General features: G+C 72.8%; 12 protein-coding genes. 4 read left to right on the top strand and 8 right to left on the bottom strand.

Going from position 1 to position 17,774, the window contains the following annotated elements; all coding sequences use genetic code 11:
• Positions 1-3: 3 nt before the first annotated feature.
• Positions 4-3,363, bottom strand: coding sequence for a S8 family serine peptidase (locus IG02_RS0110935; protein WP_051764829.1), 3,360 nt, complete (start codon positions 3,361-3,363; stop codon positions 4-6).
• A gap of 600 nt (positions 3,364-3,963) precedes the next feature.
• Between IG02_RS0110935 and IG02_RS42120 the strand changes: the two genes are divergently transcribed.
• A complete protein-coding gene (locus IG02_RS42120; RefSeq protein WP_030744818.1) occupies positions 3,964-5,529 on the top strand; it encodes a hypothetical protein in 1,566 nt (521 codons plus the stop codon).
• 208 nt (positions 5,530-5,737) lie between these two features.
• Here the strand turns inward: IG02_RS42120 and IG02_RS0110945 are convergent, their stop codons facing one another.
• Positions 5,738-6,136, bottom strand: a complete 399-nt coding sequence (locus IG02_RS0110945) for a RidA family protein (protein ID WP_030744820.1) — start codon at positions 6,134-6,136, stop codon at positions 5,738-5,740.
• Positions 6,133-7,407, bottom strand: a complete 1,275-nt coding sequence (locus tag IG02_RS42725) for an acyl-CoA dehydrogenase family protein (protein ID WP_030744822.1) — start codon at positions 7,405-7,407, stop codon at positions 6,133-6,135. The genes IG02_RS0110945 and IG02_RS42725 overlap by 4 nt, the downstream gene beginning before the upstream one ends.
• A gap of 100 nt (positions 7,408-7,507) precedes the next feature.
• On the opposite strand from IG02_RS42725, the gene IG02_RS0110955 reads away from it, so the two are divergent.
• Both IG02_RS0110955 and IG02_RS0110960 read left to right on the top strand, forming a co-directional pair.
• Entirely contained in the window at positions 7,508-9,193 is a 1,686-nt protein-coding gene (locus IG02_RS0110955) for an AMP-binding protein (protein ID WP_030744824.1), read from the top strand.
• Positions 9,194-9,202: 9 nt separating this feature from the next.
• Positions 9,203-10,048 (top strand): PaaX family transcriptional regulator C-terminal domain-containing protein, encoded by an 846-nt coding sequence (locus IG02_RS0110960; protein WP_030744826.1) that lies wholly within the window; start codon positions 9,203-9,205, stop codon positions 10,046-10,048.
• A 61-nt stretch (positions 10,049-10,109) separates the two neighbouring features.
• Here the strand turns inward: IG02_RS0110960 and IG02_RS0110965 are convergent, their stop codons facing one another.
• Both IG02_RS0110965 and IG02_RS0110970 read right to left on the bottom strand, forming a co-directional pair.
• The gene (locus IG02_RS0110965; protein WP_030744828.1) at positions 10,110-12,437 is read right to left on the bottom strand and encodes a bifunctional salicylyl-CoA 5-hydroxylase/oxidoreductase; all 2,328 of its coding nucleotides are present in this window, start codon (positions 12,435-12,437) and stop codon (positions 10,110-10,112) included.
• A gap of 2 nt (positions 12,438-12,439) precedes the next feature.
• Positions 12,440-13,426, bottom strand: a complete 987-nt coding sequence (locus IG02_RS0110970) for an enoyl-CoA hydratase family protein (RefSeq protein ID WP_078854379.1) — start codon at positions 13,424-13,426, stop codon at positions 12,440-12,442.
• Positions 13,427-13,880: 454 nt separating this feature from the next.
• Here IG02_RS0110970 and IG02_RS0110975 point away from each other — a divergent pair, with 454 nt between their 5' ends.
• Positions 13,881-14,300: an ATP-binding protein gene (locus tag IG02_RS0110975; protein WP_030744832.1), complete on the top strand. Its 420-nt coding sequence runs from the start codon at positions 13,881-13,883 to the stop codon at positions 14,298-14,300.
• Positions 14,301-14,442: 142 nt separating this feature from the next.
• Here IG02_RS0110975 and argF read toward each other — a convergent pair whose 3' ends face one another.
• The 3 genes from argF to IG02_RS0110990 all read right to left on the bottom strand — a co-directional run bounded on the left by argF (position 14,443) and on the right by IG02_RS0110990 (position 17,772).
• A complete protein-coding gene (gene argF, locus IG02_RS0110980; protein ID WP_030744835.1) occupies positions 14,443-15,447 on the bottom strand; it encodes an ornithine carbamoyltransferase in 1,005 nt (334 codons plus the stop codon).
• A gap of 260 nt (positions 15,448-15,707) precedes the next feature.
• A complete protein-coding gene (locus tag IG02_RS0110985) occupies positions 15,708-16,139 on the bottom strand; it encodes a PPOX class F420-dependent oxidoreductase (protein WP_030744837.1) in 432 nt (143 codons plus the stop codon).
• A 394-nt stretch (positions 16,140-16,533) separates the two neighbouring features.
• A complete protein-coding gene (locus tag IG02_RS0110990) occupies positions 16,534-17,772 on the bottom strand; it encodes an arginine deiminase (protein WP_030744840.1) in 1,239 nt (412 codons plus the stop codon).
• Positions 17,773-17,774 lie beyond the last annotated feature (2 nt).

Genomic DNA, 17,774 nt, shown 5'->3' on the forward strand with positions numbered 1-17,774 from the left:
GTGTCACTTGAGCAGGTACGCCTTGATGACGGTCACGTCATAGGTGTTGCCCTGCTTGTCGGTGAGCCTCGCCTTGAACGACACCGACTTCGCGTTCTTCGGGTGGTTCAGGGCGAGACTCCTGGCACCGTCCTTGCCGGTGGCGACCGGGGCCTTGGCCCACTTCTTGCCACCGTCGTAGGACACCTGGACGGCAAGGGACTTCAGCCCCTTGCCCGCGGCCGGTCCCTGGAGGGACAGCGGCACGGTGACCCTCTTCCCGGCCTGGGCGGTGCTGGTCAGGTCCAGCTTCGGGTGGAAGCGTACGGTGGACAGCGGGAGCGTCACCGGCTTCTCGCCCGTGGTCCTCTTCGAGGTGAACGACCAGGCGGCGGAGAGCCGCGTGGTGACCCCGGCGACCGCGGTGGAGCGGGTGGCCTCCGTGCTGAGGCGGTACGTGGCGGAGGCCGCCGGCAGGCCGTCGGCTCCCGAGCAGAGCGGCCCCTTCTCGTCGATGATCTTCTTTCCGCCGACGGTGACCACCGTGCGCTGCGCGCTCACCTCGGAGCTGCCGGAGTGCCCGGCGCCATCGGTGAACTCGTTGACGCAGTAGTCGAGTTGGTTGTCCAGCCGACGCGCCACGTCCTCCCCGCCCACGCGGGGGCCGAACACACCGACGTTGTACGTCTTCGTGTAGGTCCCGCCCGCCACGTACTCCCTGGCCGGGTCGGACCTGAAGGACAGCCCGTAGTCGTCCTCCGTGGCGCCGTCCTGGCCGACGTTGAACTCCCAGGAGAAGCCCTTGGGCGTGGTGACGTACGTCTTCGCCGTGGCGGGCAGGGGGAACGACGCGGTGCCGGTCCCGATCCCGTAGCCCGCGTGGTTCCAGAAGCCGTTGACCGATCCCTTCGCCTTCTTGGCGGAGGCGCCGACCTTCAGGTCCACGCGGGCCAGTTCGGCAGGGGTCGCCCGGTGGGTGAGCCCCGTGTGGAGCGAACCGGTCCGGTTGTACAGCAGGTTGTAGCTCGTGCTGCCCTTCTGCCACACGCCGCCGAGCTGCGAGCTGAACTCCTTCGCGGGCACCGGGGCACCGACCTGGCCGGTCCGGTACCCCTTGAACGAGTCCAGGTACAAGGAGCTTCCGAGACCGCGGCCGCTCGCGTAGTCCGACTTGAAGACGTGGTACGCCTCCCCGGGGCGGGCGGACTCCGGCGCGGTGATGTTCACCGGCTTGGCCTGGCGCGCGTCGAAGGTGAGCGTCGTGTCCCGGGTGACCGAGAGCTTCGGCCGGGCCATCGTGGCGATCTCGGGTTCGGCGTCACCGCCGACCGGGGTCTCCACCGCGGCCGAGACCAGGAAGTCGCCCTTGGGCACCCGGAGGGTGGTGACACCGTCGCCGTCGGTGTCGGCCGGATCCTTCCAGAAGTCGGTGTCGTGTCCGTAGACGGTGGTGTCGGCGGTCTGCGCGGGCCTGCCCTTGGTGTCGATGAACTTCAGCGTGAGGTCGTACGACTCCACCTCGCGGTGCGCGCCGAACGTGGTGCGGACGCTCTGGCCGCCCTTGTCCGCGCGCGCGACGACCGCGCCGGAGAAGGCGCCGTCCACGTCACCGACGCGGGTGTCGGCGGTGAGGGTGACGCTCTCCGCGCCGCCCGCCGGCACGGTGACCCGCCGGGCCCCGAGCGCGAAGAAGCCGGCGGGGGCGGGGTCGCCCTTGGGGCCGACGGTCTCCAGCGACAGGTCGAGGGTGACGGGCTCCTTGCCGGTGTTGCGGTAGGTGAGGGACTTCGTCACCGGGGTGTCGTCGGTGTGCGGCCAGGGCTGCCCCCCGAAGCTCACCGAGGTCTGCTCGGACACCACCGTCTGGCTGATCGCGCGGGTCAGGTCGGTGCGCCCGGCGCCCTGCTGACCGGCCGTCAGTCCTGCGGTGGGCTTCGCGGACGCGGTGAGCGTCTGCTTGATGCGCTGCCCCGGCCAGTCCGGGTGCTGCTGGGCGAGCAGGGCGGCGGCGCCCGCGACATGCGGGGTCGCCATGGACGTACCGGACATCGACACGTAGCCGTCGGCCGCCGGGTCGCCGAGATCCCCCTGGGCCGCCTTCGCCGCGACGATGTCCACGCCCGGCGCGGTGATGTCGGGCTTCAGCGAGCCGTCGGCCGTCGGGCCGGTGGAGGAGAAGTCGGCGATCCGGTCCGCACGGTCCACCGCGCCGACGGTGAGGGCGGAGGCGGCGCTGCCCGGGGAGCTGATGGTCCCCTCGCCGGGGCCCTCGTTGCCCGCGGCGATGACGAAGAGGATCCCCTTCTCCGCGGAGAGCCGGTCGACGGCGGCCTCCAGGGGGTCGACCTCCGTGGTGTCCCCGCCGCCGAGACTCAGGTTGGCCACCTTCGCGCCCTGGTCGGCGGCCCACTGCATACCGGCGATGATGCCCGAGTCGTCGCCGAACCCGGCGTCGTCCAGCACCTTGCCGTCCAGGATCTTCGCGCCGGGCGCCACGCCCTTGTACGAGCCGCCCGACCGGGCGCCGCTGCCCGCGACGGTGGAGGCGACGTGCGTGCCATGGCCCACGTGGTCCACGGTGTTCCCGGAACCGGAGAAGTCCTTCTGGGCGATCTCGGCGTTTTTGAGGTCCGGGTGGGTCTCGTCGACGCCGGTGTCCAGGACGGCGACCTTCACTCCCGTACCGTCGTAGCCGGCCTGCCAGGCGGCCGGGGCGCCTATCCGCGGAACGCTTCTGTCGAGAGCGGCCTTGCGCCGGCCGTCCAGCCAGACCCGCTCGATGCCCGGTGCCGCCGTGCGCGCCGCGCCGGTCCGCGGGCCGGGGGTGGTCAGGGCCCGCCAGACCTCGGCCGTGCCGGCCTTCGGCGCGGTCAGCGCCTCGCCGCGCACCGCGGGCAGGGTCCTGCGCACGGCGACATCCGCCGCCGAGAAGGCCGCCTTCGCCCGCGCCTTCGAGGCGTTGTACGACACGATCAGCGGCAGTGTGTTCCGGTGCGCGTCGTCGTACTCGTCCTCGACCAGGGCGGTGACGTTGAACAGCCTCCGGTCCAGGGTGCCTCGGGCTATCAGCTTCGCCGCGTCGGACGGTATGGCGTAGGTCGCGCCCCCGGCCCGCTTGACGGCTATGCGGACGTGCTCGCGGCCCTCGCCGCGCTGGACGCGGGTCACTTGGCCCTTGGCGTCCAGGTGGACCCGGTCACCGGTGATCAGTGTGACGACGGAGGGTGCGGGCCGTTCCTGCCGCCCGGCGGTCGTGCCGTTCCCGGTGTCCCCGCCGGCGCGGGAACCGGAGTCCGTCGCTCCCGAGGCGGCCCCGGTCGTGAGCCCGGCTGTGAGCAGGGCGGCCACCACGGCCGCGCCTGCCCTGCGTGTGTTTCTCGGCAACTCTCCCCCAGGGATGAGGTATTGACAGGGTGAGATCGCCCTTGGGAGCGGAGCGGCGCCCGTGTACATACTCGGTATGCTCCGTCCCGCCCTCGGCCGCTTCCGAGTGGAAGGGCGGCAGAGGGGTGGCGTCCGCACGGAAGACGTACGACGGCCGCGTCGGGTTCATCCGGACACTGATCGAATTCCGGCAACTTCCCGCGTCGCGGGGGATCGCGGGCAGAGGACGGGCCGCGCGGCGGCCCGAACCGGGCGCCGAGGAGGCGGACGCGCGGCGGCCCGAACCGGGCACGGCAAGGGGCAGCCGCGCGGCGATCCCTGCCGCGGAGGGCTCCGCGTGCGGCGGCCCGCGTGCCCGTTCCGCCCCGTCCGGCCGCCCGTTTCCGGCAGTACGCGTGTCTGGGCCCGCAACTGGGCCCCCGGGCCCTGCTGATGGGCCCGGACCCATCCCTAATCTGCTCGGGACCCCCCTCGTCCGCTCGGACCCGGGACGGGCGACGCGTGGACAAGGAGTGCGTGGTGAGACGAGCCAGAAGCTTCCATGTTTGGCATGCTCCTGCCCGTAGGGACCGCGGGCAGGGCGGCACCGAGTACGCCGCGATGATAGGCGTCGTCTCTCTCGTCATCGCGGCGATCCTGGGCCTCACGATCCCCCAGGACGAGGCCACCGGCCTGAAGTACTGGGTGTGCCGCGCACTCAACCCGATGGACGGGGCCGGGGCGTGCGACAAGGGCGACGAGGCGGGCGGCCCCGGGGACGACGGCGGCGGGCCGGGGGACGACGGCACGCCCGGCCCGAACCCCGACGATCCGTTCCAGCCGGCCAAGTGCCTGCTCTCCTCCGAGGAGACCAAGACCACCGTCGTGGTCGAGGTCCTCTTCATCAAGATCAGGGGCTCCGAGTACGTCAAGGTGCAGCAGTGGTCCGACGGCACGGTCACACTTGAGCGCGTCACCGAGACCGGTGGCGGGGTCACGGCCAGCATCTCCACCGGCATCAAGGGCCTGGAGGACTGGGGCGGCAGCGCCTCGCTGAGCGGAAGCTACGTCAAGAGCAGCGGCAGCGGCGGACAGTGGCTGTTCAACGGGAACAAGACGGGCGACACCAACGCCGACCTCAAGGCCAACCTGGAGGACGCGAAGGAGTTCGCCGAGTATCTGAAGGCCCAGGAGAAGTGCAACAACAAGACCGGGGCCAGGGCCGCCGAACTCGGCATGATCTGCAGCCACGGCGCGAAGGACAAGCTGCCCGACCTCCCGCCGGAGAAGGCACCGGACGTCGACATCACCAAGTCCACCACGGAGAAGGCCGGCGGCGTGAGCTTCGGCAAGAGCTTCAAGAGCAAGAACCAGAAGAACGACAAGGGCGAGCCCAAGGACCTCGGCTCCATCAGCACCGAGGGGCTCAACGCGTCCATGACCGAGGACGTGGTGGTCATGCGCGCCAAGACCGGACCGGACGCGGGGAAGATCACCTTCATCTACACCTTCACCGTCAGCGGTGGCGGCGGCCAGGGCGCCCAGGCCAAGGGCTCCCGCATGCAGCAGGTGTCGGTCACCTACGACGCCGCGGCCTATGACGAGGAGGAGAAGAACGGCGACCCGCACCACCCCGAGAAGCTGACGATCACCACCAGCGAGGAGGCCGGCGCGGGCCCGGGCGCCAAGGCCGGCGCAGGTGCCAACGCCGGTCCGGTGACGATCGAGGTCGGCGGCGGTGGCGGCACCATCGAGTCCCAGGTACACGTCGAGTCGGCCGAGGTGGCGCTGGACAACGACGGGGACAGCAAGCTCGTGGAGGACTGGCTGCGCGGGCGCGGCGACTTCCCCGCCGGTGACGCGCTGCCCACCCCCTCGGACGCCGCGGAGGCACCGGACTCGGACACCGGCCCGCTGGAGCGGCTGCTGCACGACAAGGGCAAGCTCACGCGGATCGACTACAAGGCCAACACCGACTGGTGGAACGCCTCGGTGGGCATCGGGTTCGGCATCTCGGCGGGCAGTGTGACCGCGGGCTTCAAGCTCTTCGGCATCGACATCACGCACGAGGAGCGGGACCAGGTCATCACCGGCGACCCGACCTACGCGACGGGCCCGCAGAACGGCGGCGCCCGGCCGTGGGTGGAGTTCAAGAACTGCACCAAGACGGACCCGATCACCAGCTGACGACCCCTTCCCCGCCCGGCGTTCCGCGGCCATGTGCCCCGGCCACGCCCTCACCGACGTCTCCTCCCGGCCCCCCACCTCGGCGTCCCGCGTCTCATCGGCGCGGGACGCCGGGCCGCTTGGCCGCTTGGCCGCTTGGCCCTCGGTAACAGCATCGGCATCGGCATCTGTCGGCGTTGTCGTCGGCTGCCCGCTGGCGACTGCCGGCCTACGGAAGCACCGCGATGCCGTCCAGCTCCACCAACGCCTGTTCGTCCCAGAGCCGTACGACCCCGATGACCGCCATCGCGGGATAGTCCCGGCCCGCCAGGCGCCGCCAGACGCGGCCCAGTTCGGCGGCGTGGGCGCGGTAGGAGGCGACGTCCGTGGCGTAGACGGTCACCCGCGCGAGGTCACCCGGCGTGCCGCCGGCCGCGTCGAGGGCTGCCAGCAGATTGGCCAGGGACTTCTCGAACTGGGCGGGCAGGGTGTCCCCCACCACCCGCCCCTCGCCGTCCAGCGCGGTCTGCCCGGCCAGCAGGACCAGCCGGGTCCCGGTGGCGGTGACGGCGTGCGAGAAACCGGTGGGCGGGGCGAGGTGCGCCGGATTGACGCGCTCCAGGCTCATGCGTACAGCCCCTTGGCGACGACGGAGCGCTGCACCTCGGTGGCGCCCTCGTAGATGCGCGGGGCGCGCACCTCTCGGTAGAGGTGTTCCAGCAGGTGTCCGCGTTGGAGCGCGCGTGCGCCATGGAGCTGGACGGCGGCGTCGACCACGTACTGCGCCGTCTCGGTGGCGAACAGCTTCGCCATGGCCGAGCGGGCGGGTACGTCCGGCGCGCCGTCGTCGTACGCCGCTGCCGCCGCGTACACCAGCAGCCGGGCGGCCTCCGTGCGCGTCGCCATCTCCGCGACCTGGTGCGCGACGGCCTGCAGGTCCTTGAGCGGGCCGCCGAAGGCGGTACGCCGCCCGGTGTGCCGGACCGTCGCGTCCAGGGCGGCCCGCGCCATGCCCACGGCGAAGGCGCCGACGCTGGGGCGGAAGAGGTTGAGGGTGTTCATGGCGACCCGGAAGCCGCCGCCCACCTCGCCGAGGACATCGGCGCGGGTGACCGGTACGCCGTCGAAGGAGAGGGCCCCGATGGGGTGCGGAGAGAGCATCTCGATGGGCTCCCCGGTCAGGCCGGGCCGGTCGGCGGGGACGAGGAACGCGGTGACGCCCCGGGCCCGTGCGCCGGCGCCCGCCGCCTCCCCTGCCGCCCCTGTTCCCTTGGCCCTCTCCGCGTTCTCCACGTTCTCCGCGTACTCCGTCTGCTCCGCCTTCTCCGTCTGCTCCGCCTTCTCCGTCTCCTCGCGTTCCGTCCCGCCGGTCCGCGCGAAGACCACGTAGAAATCCGCCTCGGGGGCGTTGGAGATCCAGCGCTTCTCGCCGGTCAGCCGCCAGCCGACCGGTGTTCCGGACGACGTCTCGGACGACGACCCGGGCGATGTCTCGGGCGCCGCCCGCAGCGCGAGCGCCGCCGCGTCCGAGCCCGCGCCCGGCTCGCTCAGCGCGAACGCGGCCACCGCCCGCCCCGCCCGTACCGGGGGCAGCCAGCGCGCCCGTTGTTCTTCCGTGCCGGCCTGGACGATCGGGTGCGTGCCGAGCCCCTGGAGCGCCAGCGCCGTCTCCGCCTCGGTGCAGCCCCGGGCCAACGACTCGCGCACCAGGCACAGCTCCAGGGCGCCCGCGTCCAACATGTTTGAAAGCAGGCCCTGTTCGCCCAGTTCGGCGATCAAAGCACGGTTCACCCGGCCCGGTTCGCCGCGTTCCGCGAGCGGACGGAGCCGTTCCACGGCCAGGGTGTGCAGCCGTGCGCACCAGTCGGTCTGTGCCGGATCGAGCGAGAATACGGGCATGCGAGCCCCCACTTCCAGCGCCTCTATCGCGGACCGTTGACTGTCGTCACCTTCACGATACGCTCGTTGGGCGACCCCACCGTGAGAAGGGGGGCGATCCATGGCGCTGACGCCGTCGGCCCATCTGGACACCTTCGCGCGCGACCATCTCCCGCCCGTCGAGCAGTGGCCCCGTCTCCTCCCTCTCGCCTCCGGCCCGGACCGGCCCGACCACGACCACGACCGGCTCAACTGCGCCGTGGAGCTGCTGGACCGGACGGTCGAGCGGTTCGGCCCGGACCGGCCCGTGTTCCGTACGGCCACGACGGGGGCCCGTGCGTACGCCTCCGACGGCGGAACCCTCTGGACGTACGGGGACCTGCGCGACCGCGTCGACCGCATCGCGTACGTCCTGACGTCCGCCCTCGGTGTGGTGCCCGGCAACCGGGTGCTCCTGCGCGGCCCCACCACCCCCTGGCTCGCGGCCTGCTGGCTCGCCGTCCTCAAGGCGGGCGGCGTGGCGGTGACGGTCCTGGCACAGCACCGGGCGGAGGAACTGGCCACCATGTGCGCCATCGCGCGCGTCAGTCATGCCCTGTGCGACGCGCGGTCCCTGGCGGACCTGGTCGCGGCGCGGGTGCCGGGGCTGCGGATCACCCCGTACGGCGGGGACGGCGCCGACGATCTGCTGCGGCTGGCCGCCGACGGACCGGCGCGGCGGTACCCGGCCGTCGAGACGGCGGCCGACGATGTGGCGCTGATCGCCTTCACCTCGGGAACGACGGGCCGGCCCAAGGGCTGTGCGCACTTCCACCGCGATGTGCTGGCGGTCGCGGACACGTTCTCGCGCGAGGTGCTGCGCCCGGAGCCCGGCGACCTGTTCGCCGGCAGCCCACCGCTCGGTTTCACCTTCGGCCTCGGCGGACTGCTGATATTCCCGATGCGGGCGGGCGCGTCGGCGCTGCTGCTCGAACAGGCCCGGCCCGCCCAGTTGCTGGCGGCGGTGACCGCACACCGGGTGACGGTGCTGTTCACGGCGCCGACCGCGTACCGGGTGATGCTGGACGCGCTGGCGGGGACGGAGCCGTACGACATCTCCTCCCTCCGGCGCTGTGTATCGGCGGGCGAGAACCTGCCCGCCGCGACCTGGCACGCCTGGCGGGAGCGGACCGGCCTGCGCATCATCAACGGGATCGGCGCCACCGAACTGCTGCACATCTTCATCGCGGCGGCGGACGAGGCGGTCCGGCCGGGCACGACGGGGCTGCCGGTGCCGGGCTGGCAGGCGCGCGTGGTGGACGCGACGGGCGCGCCGGTGCCCGACGGCGAGCCGGGACTGCTGGCCGTACGCGGCCCGGTGGGCTGCCGGTACCTGTCCGACCCTCGCCAGCGGGAGTACGTACGGGACGGCTGGAACCTGACCGGCGACACCTATGTGCGTGAGCCGGACGGCTACTTCCGCTACGTCGCCCGCGCCGACGACATGATCATCTCGGCCGGCTACAACATCCCGGGCCCGGAGGTCGAGGACGCGCTCCTGGCCCACCCCGACGTCACGGAGGCGGCCGTCATCGGCCACCCGGACGAGCTGCGCGGCCAGGTCGTCGCCGCGTACGTGGTGCTCAGGCCGGGCGCGGCGCGGGACGAGCGGACGGCCGAGGCGCTTCGGCGCTTCGTCAAGTCGCGGCTCGTGCCGTACAAGTGCCCACGCGCGATCGTCTTCCTGGACGCCCTGCCGCGCACCCCCACCGGAAAGCTCCAGCGCTTCCGCCTGCGCGCGGCGGACACGTACCGCGGCACGCCCTAACATGATCACGTGGCCGAGCAGCACACCCCCCGTTCCCTCATCGTCACCCTGTACGGCGCGTACGGCCGCACACCGGACAACTCGCCCGTGCCCGTGGCGGAGTTGATCCGGCTGCTGGCCGCCGTCGGCGTGGACGCGCCGTCCGTCCGCTCCGCGGTCTCCCGCCTCAAGCGGCGCGGCCTGCTCCTGCCGGAACGTACGGCGGACGGCGCGGCCGGGTACGTCCTGTCGGAGCAGGCCCGGCAGTTGCTCGACGACGGGGACGGCAGGATCTACGCCCGGCCGGCGCCCCGGCTCTCCGACGGCTGGGTGCTCGCCGTCTTCTCCGTTCCCGAGGCCGAGCGCTACAAGCGGCATCTGCTGCGCTCGCGGCTCGGCCGGCTGGGCTTCGGCACGGCGGCGCCCGGGGTGTGGATCGCGCCGGAGCGGCTGTACGAGGAGACGCGCAACACCCTGCGGCGGCTCGGTCTCGATCCGTACGTCGATCTGTTCCGGGGTGCGCATCTGGGTTTCGAGGCGACGGCGGAGGCGGTGGCCCGCTGGTGGGACCTGCCGTCGATCGCCGAGCGGCACGACGCGTTCCTGGCCGCGCACGAGCCGGTGCTGCACGCCTGGGAGCGCGCGAGCGAGGGAGGCGACACGGCGGCGGCTGCGTCCGAGGAGGCGTACCGCGACTATCTGTTCGCGCTGGACTCCTGGCGCCGGCTGCCGTACGCGGACCCCGGGCTGCCGGCCGAACTGCTGCCCGCCGACTGGCCGGGCGAGCGCTCCGCCGCCGTCTTCTCGCGCCTGCACACGCGACTGCGCGCGGCCGGGCTGGAGTTCGTCCGGCGACGCGCCGCGGCCCCGGGGTGAGCCGCGGCCCCGGGACGACGCCGACGGCCCCGGTGCCGGGCAGCACCCGGCACCGCGCCGTTCAGCGTGGGGCGAGCCGTGGACCGGGCGCGGCGGTGCGGCCCGTCGGCGGGGGCCGGCTGCCGGCCCGGTAGGGAGCCGGCCAGGGCACCGCCGGGCCGCTGTACCCCTGCTCGGCGGCGGCGTGCAGCGTCCAGTGCGGGTCGTACAGATGCGGCCGGCCGAGCGCGCACAGATCGGCGCGGCCCGCCAGGATCAGCGAGTTCACGTCGTCCCAGGAGGAGATGGCGCCCACCGCGATCACCGGTACGGACGCGGTGGAGCGGATCAGCTCCGCGTACGGGGTCTGGTACGAGCGGCCGAACTCCGGCCGTTCGTCCGCCACCACCTGGCCGGTGGAGACGTCGATCGCGTCGGCACCGTGCTCGGCGAAGGCGCGGGCGATCCCGACGGCCTCCTCGGGGGTGGTGCCGCCCGGCGCCCAGTCCGTGGCGGAGATCCGGACCGTCATGGGCCGGTCCTCCGGCCACTGGGCGCGTACGGCGTCGAAGACCTCCAGGGGGAAGCGCAGTCGGCGCTCCGGCGAACCGCCGTAGGCGTCGGTGCGCCGGTTGGTGAGCGGGGAGAGGAAGCCGGACAGCAGATAGCCATGCGCGCAGTGCAGTTCCAGCAGGTCGAACCCGCTGCGCCGGGCCCGCCGGGCGGCGGCCGCGAACTGCTCGCGCAGTTCCGCCAGTTGCCGTCGGTCGAGCTGGTGCGGGACCTGGCTGACACCCGGCCGGTACGGGAGCGGGGAAGCGGCGACGAGCGGCCAGTTGCCGGTGGGCAGCGGCTCGTCCATGCCCTCCCACATCAGCCGGGTGGACCCCTTGCGCCCGGCGTGGCCGAGCTGGACGCCGATGGCCGTGCCGGGAGCCGACGCGTGCACGAAGTCGGTGACGCGGCGCCAGGCGTCGCCCTGCTCCCGGGTGTACAGGCCCGTACAGCCGGGGGTGATCCTGCCTTCGGGGCTGACGCAGACCATCTCGGTCATCACGAGCCCGGCGCCGCCGAGCGCGCGGGAACCGAGGTGGACGAGGTGGAAGTCGCCCGGAACGCCGTCGCGCGCCACGTACATGTCCATGGGCGAGACGACGACCCGGTTGCGCAGGGTCAGCGCGCGCAGCCGCAGTGGTGTGAACATCGGCGGGGTGCCGGGCGGGCAGCCGAACTCGTCCTCGACGGACCGGGTGAACCCGGGGTCGCGCAGCCGCAGGTTGTCATGGGTGACCCGGCGGCTGCGGGTGAGCAGCCCGAAGGCGAACTGGCGTGGCGGCCGGCCGGTGTGAGTGGCCAGTTCCTCGAACCAGCGCAAACTGGCCAGCGCCGCGCGCTGGGTGGACGCGACGACCGGGCGGCGCTCGCGCTCGTACGCGGCGAGCGCGGCCGGCAGGTCACGTTCCTCCTCCAGGCAGGCGGCCAGCGCCAGGGCGTCCTCCATGGCGAGCTTGGTGCCGGAGCCGATGGAGAAGTGGGCGGTGTGGGCGGCGTCGCCGATCAGGACCGTACGTCCGTGGCTCCAGCGTTCGGTGACGACGGTACGGAACGCGGTCCAGGCGGAAGCACGGGCGGCGCCGGGTGTGGGGGATGCGGCCGGGCGGGAGAGCAGCGGGCGCCCGCCGAGCGCGTCGGCGAAGACCGCGGCACAGCGGTCGGCGGACGCGCGCTCGTCGAGTCCGGCGAACCCGGCGGCCCGCCAGACCTCTTCCCGCATCTCCACGATGACGGTGCTGCGGCCCGCCGTCGCGCTCCGCTCGTAGGGGTAGCCGTGGAGCTGCATCACGCCGTGGTCCGTCTCGGCGATCTCGAAGCGGAAGGCGTCGAAGGCGCGATCGGCGGCGAGCCAGATATAGCGGCAGCGGTGGGTGGTGACCGTGGGGCGGAAGATGTCGGCGTGGGTGTGCCGGGTGCGGCTGTGCACCCCGTCGGCGGCGATCACCAGGTCGTGGGCGGCGGCGAGTTCGGCGGCGGGCGGGGCCTCGGCGCGGAAACGGAGCCGGACGCCGAGCCGGGCGCAGCGCTCGTGCAGGATCCGCAGGAGCGCGACCCTGCCGAGGGCGGCGAAGCCGTGGCCGCCGGAGGTGAGGGTACGGCCGCGGTGGACGATGTCGATGTCGTCCCAGCGCACGAACGCGTCCTGGAGCGCGGCGTGCACGGCGGGGTCGGCGTGGGCGATGCCGCCGAGGGTCTCGTCGGAGAGGACGACTCCGAAGCCGAACGTGGCGTCGGGCGCGCCGCGCTCCCAGACGGTGATCTCGCGCTCGGGGTCGAGCCGTTTGAGCAGGGCGGCCGCGTACAGCCCGCCGGGCCCGCCTCCGATGACGGCGATTCGCCGGACGGCTGCGGTCATGATCAGCGGCCCTGCCACCTGGGAGCGCGTTTCCCGGTGAAGGCCGCGTGGAATTCGGCGTAGTCCTCGCCGGTCATCAGTAACGCCTGGGTGGCGGCGTCGAGTTCGACGGCGGCGGCGAGCGGCATGTCCAGTTCGGCGGTGAGCAGCGCCTTGGTCCGCGCGTACGCCAGGGCGGGGCCGTCCGCGAGGTGCCGGGCCAGCTCGGCGGCGCGCGCGTCGGCGCCGCCCTCGCCGGTCAGTTCGCTGATCAGGCCGATCCGTTCGGCCTCCGCGGCGCGTACCGGCTCGCCGAGCATCAGCAGCCGGGTGGCGTGCCCGAGCCCGACCACGCGCGGCAGCAGATAGGCCGCGCCCATGTCACCGCCGGACAGGCCGACGCGGGTGAAGAGGAAGGCGAACCGCGCCGAGGGGTCCGCCACCCGGAAGTCGGCGGCGAGCGCGAGCACGGCGCCCGCGCCGGCGGCGGCCCCGTGGACCGCCGCGATCACGGGGAAGGGGCACTCGCGGACGGCCCTGACCACCTGCCCGGTCATCCGGTTGAAGGCGAGGAGCCGCGCGGTGTCCAGGGCGAGGGTGGCGCCGATGATCTCTTCCACGTCCCCGCCGGAACAGAATCCGCGCCCCTCCCCCGCCAGCACCAGGGCGCGTACGGAGCCCTCCCGGGACAGCTCGGCGAGGAGGTCGCGCAGATCGGCGTAGGCGCCGAAGGTGAGCGCGTTCAGTTTCTCCGGCCGGGCGAGGGTGACGGTGACGACACCGGCTTCCCGGGTGACGCGCAGGTGGCGCCAGGTCCCGGTGGGCGAAGCGGATCCGGTGAAGTGCCCCGGGGAGGCGCTCCGGGCTCGAGGCGCCGTTGGGCGTTCCGGGGACCGGTCCTCGGACGGGCTTTCCAGGGCCGGGTCCTCCGACCGGCCCGGATCCTCCGACCTACCCGGGTCCTCCGGCCGAACCGGGTCCTCCGGCCGGCCTTCCGTGCGGTGGCTCATGGAGTACGGCCTCCTTCAGCGGATGCTGCGGACGCGCTGTCGCCCGGTGCCGGTCGCGGCGGTACGGACCGCGCCGGTACGGGCACGTCGTGCCGGGTTGCTCATGCCGGGTGTGCGCACCGCCCAGGTACGTACCACCGGTACGCGCCGCCCGCCGCCCGCCGTACGCCGTACGCGAACCGCCGGGGCCGGGCGCGGGGCCGAACTTCCCCGACCGTATCACTCGTGTGTGACTATCGTCACGAGTGCGCGATACGTCCGCGACGCTTCCGTGACATGTCCGTGAGATGACGTCCGTAGGCTGCCGAAGGTCCCTGTCGCCGCGGGACGGAAGTCCTCCGCCCGGCAGGCCGCAGCCTCTTGCCCCCGCGCTCCCGCTCCGTATGGTTGACCCGAGAGTAATGTGCCCATTCGCACCCCGACGCCCCTTGCGCCCCCGATCGGACCCGCCACCATGCCCGAAGCCGTAGGCTCCTCCCCCTGGCGAGTCACGCTTCCGCACAGTGCCGAAGCCGTGCCGCTCGCACGCGCGCTGGTCCGTACCGCACTCGCGCATCTGGAGGAGCCGACCCACAGCCATACGGCGGAGCTGCTCACGGCGGAGCTGGTCGCCAACGCGATCCAGCACACGGACGGCGGGCAACCCATCGAACTCGTTGTCGAACTGCTGCCCACTGGCTGTCAGGTGGAGGTTCACGACGGCGACCCGGCCCCGCCGGGGGACCTGGCCCACCCCGGGTCCATGCCGGATCCCCTGCAGGAGAACGGCCGGGGTCTGCTGTTGATCAGCACGCTCAGCGAGGCGTGCGGCCATCGGCCCACGGATCAGGGCAAAGCGGTCTGGTTCACGCTCCCCACGCCTGAGGCCTGCTGAGCACAGGCGCGGCGGAGCGGCTGGGCAGCCGGGGGGCCGGGGCTGCCGGACGGGCTGGGCCGGTAGGTCTCGTGGAAGAGGTCGGCGGCGCCGTCCGGCAGCAGAATCGGGCGGCCCCGAGTCGGCCGGTGGGCTCGGCCGGTCAGTCGCGGGCCAGCGTGGCGACCAGCACGGCCTTGATCGTGTGCAGCCGGTTCTCCGCCTCGTCGAAGACCACCGAGCGCTCCGACTCGAACACCTCGTCCGTGACCTCCAGGGCGGTCAGCCCGTGGCGCTCGTACAGCTCCCGGCCCACGGCGGTGCCCAGGTCGTGGAAGGCGGGCAGGCAGTGCAGGAACCTCACGTCCGGGTTGCCCGTCGCCCGCAGGACGTCCATGGTCACGGCGTACGGTCCGAGGGCCGCGATCCGCTCGTCCCAGACCTCCTTCGGCTCCCCCATCGACACCCAGACGTCGGTGGCCACGAAATCGGCCCCGGCGACGCCCTCCTCGATGTTCTCCGTCAGGGTGAGGCGCGCCCCGCTCTTCCCGGCGGCCGCGTCGGCGAGCGCCCGGACCTCCTCCGAGGGCCAGTAGGCGCGCGGCGCGACGATCCGTACGTCCATGCCCAGCAGCGCGCCCGTGACGAGGTAGGAGTTGCCCATGTTGAAGCGGGCGTCGCCGAGGTAGGCGTAGCCGATGTCCGTCAGCGGCTTGGCACTGTGCTCGGTCATCGTGAGCACGTCCGCCAGCATCTGGGTGGGGTGCCACTCGTCCGTGAGGCCGTTGAACACCGGCACGCCCGCGTGCGCGGCCAGTTCCTCCACGGTCGCCTGGGCGTCTCCCCGGAACTCGATACCGTCGAACATCCGGCCGAGCACCCGGGCGGTGTCCTTCGCGGACTCCTTGGTGCCGATGTGTGAGCCCGCCGGGTCGATGTACGTCGTCGCGGCGCCCTGGTCGGCCGCCGCCACCTCGAAGGCGCACCGCGTCCGGGTCGAGGACTTCTCGAAGATCAGCGCGATATTCCGGCCGCGCAGCCGCGGCACCTCGGTGCCGGCCTTCTTCGCGGCCTTGAGTTCGGCGGCCAGTTCGATCAGGCCGCGGAACTCCTCGGCGGTGAAGTCCAGCTCCTTGAGGAAGTGGCGGCCTGCGAGGTCTATCGCCATGGTGGCTGCTCCTGTGGCGCGAGGGTGCGGGGCGGGGTCGCGGAATCATGAGGCCACGACAATGGAACCATATACGAGGCTCTGTATCGCTATACAGCGACCGTCCGGGCGATCCCGACGTCGTCGCCCTGAGCCTTCCCCCGGAGTCTGCCTGAGCCTTCCCCTGAGTCCTTCCCCTGAGCAGGAGAGCGGGGAACGGGAGCGTCCCGGTACCGGAAGAGGAGAGTTCCGGTCACTGACCCGGCGCCGCGCCTCGCATGTCAGCTGAGCTCGGCGCCGTACACGTGGTCGACCGTCATCGTCATGAGCACCCTGCGCTCGGACACCATCACCGACCGGTACTCCTCCCAGTCCGGGTGCTCCCCGGCGGCGGCGCGGTAATAGTCCACCAGTGCCTCGACCTCGGGGCCATGGGGGTCGGTTCCCGGCCCGACGAGTGTCGCCACGCCCTCGGCGGTGGCCCACGCCCGGCCGTCGGGCCTGGTGACCTCCAGCGTGGCCCGGGGGTCCCGGCGCAGATTGGCCGTCTTGGCGCGTCCCTCGGTCATCGAGACGCGGATGACACCGGCCTCCTGGTCGTAGAAGGGCAGGACCGGGGAGAGCTGGGGGCGGCCGTCCGACTTGATCGTCGCGAGGACACCGAGCCTGCTCTCCGCGAGGAGCGTGCGCGGGGTGAAGGAGGAGGCGGTCATATACGGGCCAAGTCCCGGGCACACGCGGGTATTCCCGCCCGGCCGTTCGGGCCCCGCGGTCGTGCGTGACCGCACCCGGTGCCGACGCACGTGCCGACCGCACGTGGCCAACCGGTGAAGCGACCCCCGCGCGCCGTGCGCGCCACGCGACGCCGGACGCAAGAGAGCGGTTGGAGCGGCTCGCCGCGGGAGCCGTGCCGTCCGTGGGCAGGACCGGGGCCCGTGCCTCCCCTGGGCGGAACCGCCTGCGCGGGGCCCCGGCCGGGCGGCCGGCCGGAAGGCCCAGCCGGGAGCCCGGCCGGAAGGCCCGGCCGGGCGGCCGCCACCGCGCGACCGAGCCGCACGCGCGACCGGGGCTTCGCCCCGGCGCGTCTCGGCCCCCGCCCACCGGCGGCTACGCGGCGTCGCGCTCGACGGGGCAGCTCATGCAGCGCGGGCCGCCGCGGCCCCGGCCCAGCTCGCTGCCGGGGATCTCCAGGACCTGGATGCCCTGCCTGCGCAGGTGCGTGTTGGTGGTGACGTTGCGCTCGTATGCGACGACCACCCCCGGCTCCACGGCGAGCACGTTGCAGCCGTCGTCCCACTGCTCCCGGGCCGCCGAATGCACGTCCTGGGTCGCGGTGAGCACCCGGATCTCGGGCAGGCCGAGAGCCGCCGCTATGGCGCGGTGCATGTGCTCCGGCGGGTGGTCGGTGACCTTGAGCTCCCGGCCGTCGCCGCCCGGTTCGATGGTGTACGAGCGGAGCATGCCGAGCCCCGCGTACTGGGTGAACGTGTTCTGGTCCACCATCGTCATCACCGTGTCGAGGTGCATGAACGCGCGCCGCTTGGGCATGTCGAGCGCCACGATCGTGGTGGCGGAACCGGCGGCGAACAGGCCGCGCGCCAGCATCTCGACGGCCTGCGGGGTGGTGCGCTCGCTCATCCCGATCAGTACGGCGCCGCGGCCGATGACCAGGACGTCACCGCCCTCGATGGTGGACGGGTAGTCGTCCTGCCCCTCCGACCAGTGGTGGAAGGAGCCCGCGGGCGCGGCGGCGCCGGCGAAGAGCGGGTGGTGCTTGTAGATCGCCTCGAAGTGCACGGTCTCGCGCTGCCGGGCCGGCCAGCGCATGGCGTTGATGGAGACCCCGTCGTAGATCCAGGCGGAGGTGTCCCGGGTGAAGAGGTGGTTGGGCAGCGGGTCGAGCAGGAAGTCGTCCAGGTCCATCGCGTGGAACCGCACGGAGACCGGCTCCTCGAACCGCTCCAGGAACTCCCGTTTGGTCATCCCGCCGACCAGCGCCTCGACCAGCTCGGCCGTCGGCAGCCCGTCACAGACCTCCCGGAGGTGGCCGGTGGCGAGCGGGCCGTACTCCTTCTCGTGGAACACCCGGTCCAGCACGAGCCGCCGCGCCTCGGGGAGGTCCAGCGACTCGCGCAGCAACTCGCCGAAGAGATGGACCTCCACCCCTCGGCCGCGCAACAGCTCCGCGAACGCGTCGTGTTCCTCCTGGGCCCGGCGCACCCAGAGGACGTCGTCGAAGAGCAGTGCGTCCTTGTTCGCGGGGGTGAGCCGCTTCAGTTCCAGACCGGGCCGGTGGAGGATGACGCGGCGCAGCCGTCCGGTCTCGGAGTCGACGTGGAATCCCATGC

The sequence above is a fragment of the Streptomyces sp. NRRL F-5135 genome, from assembly GCF_000719775.1.
GTDB classification, from domain to species: domain Bacteria; phylum Actinomycetota; class Actinomycetes; order Streptomycetales; family Streptomycetaceae; genus Streptomyces; species Streptomyces hebeiensis.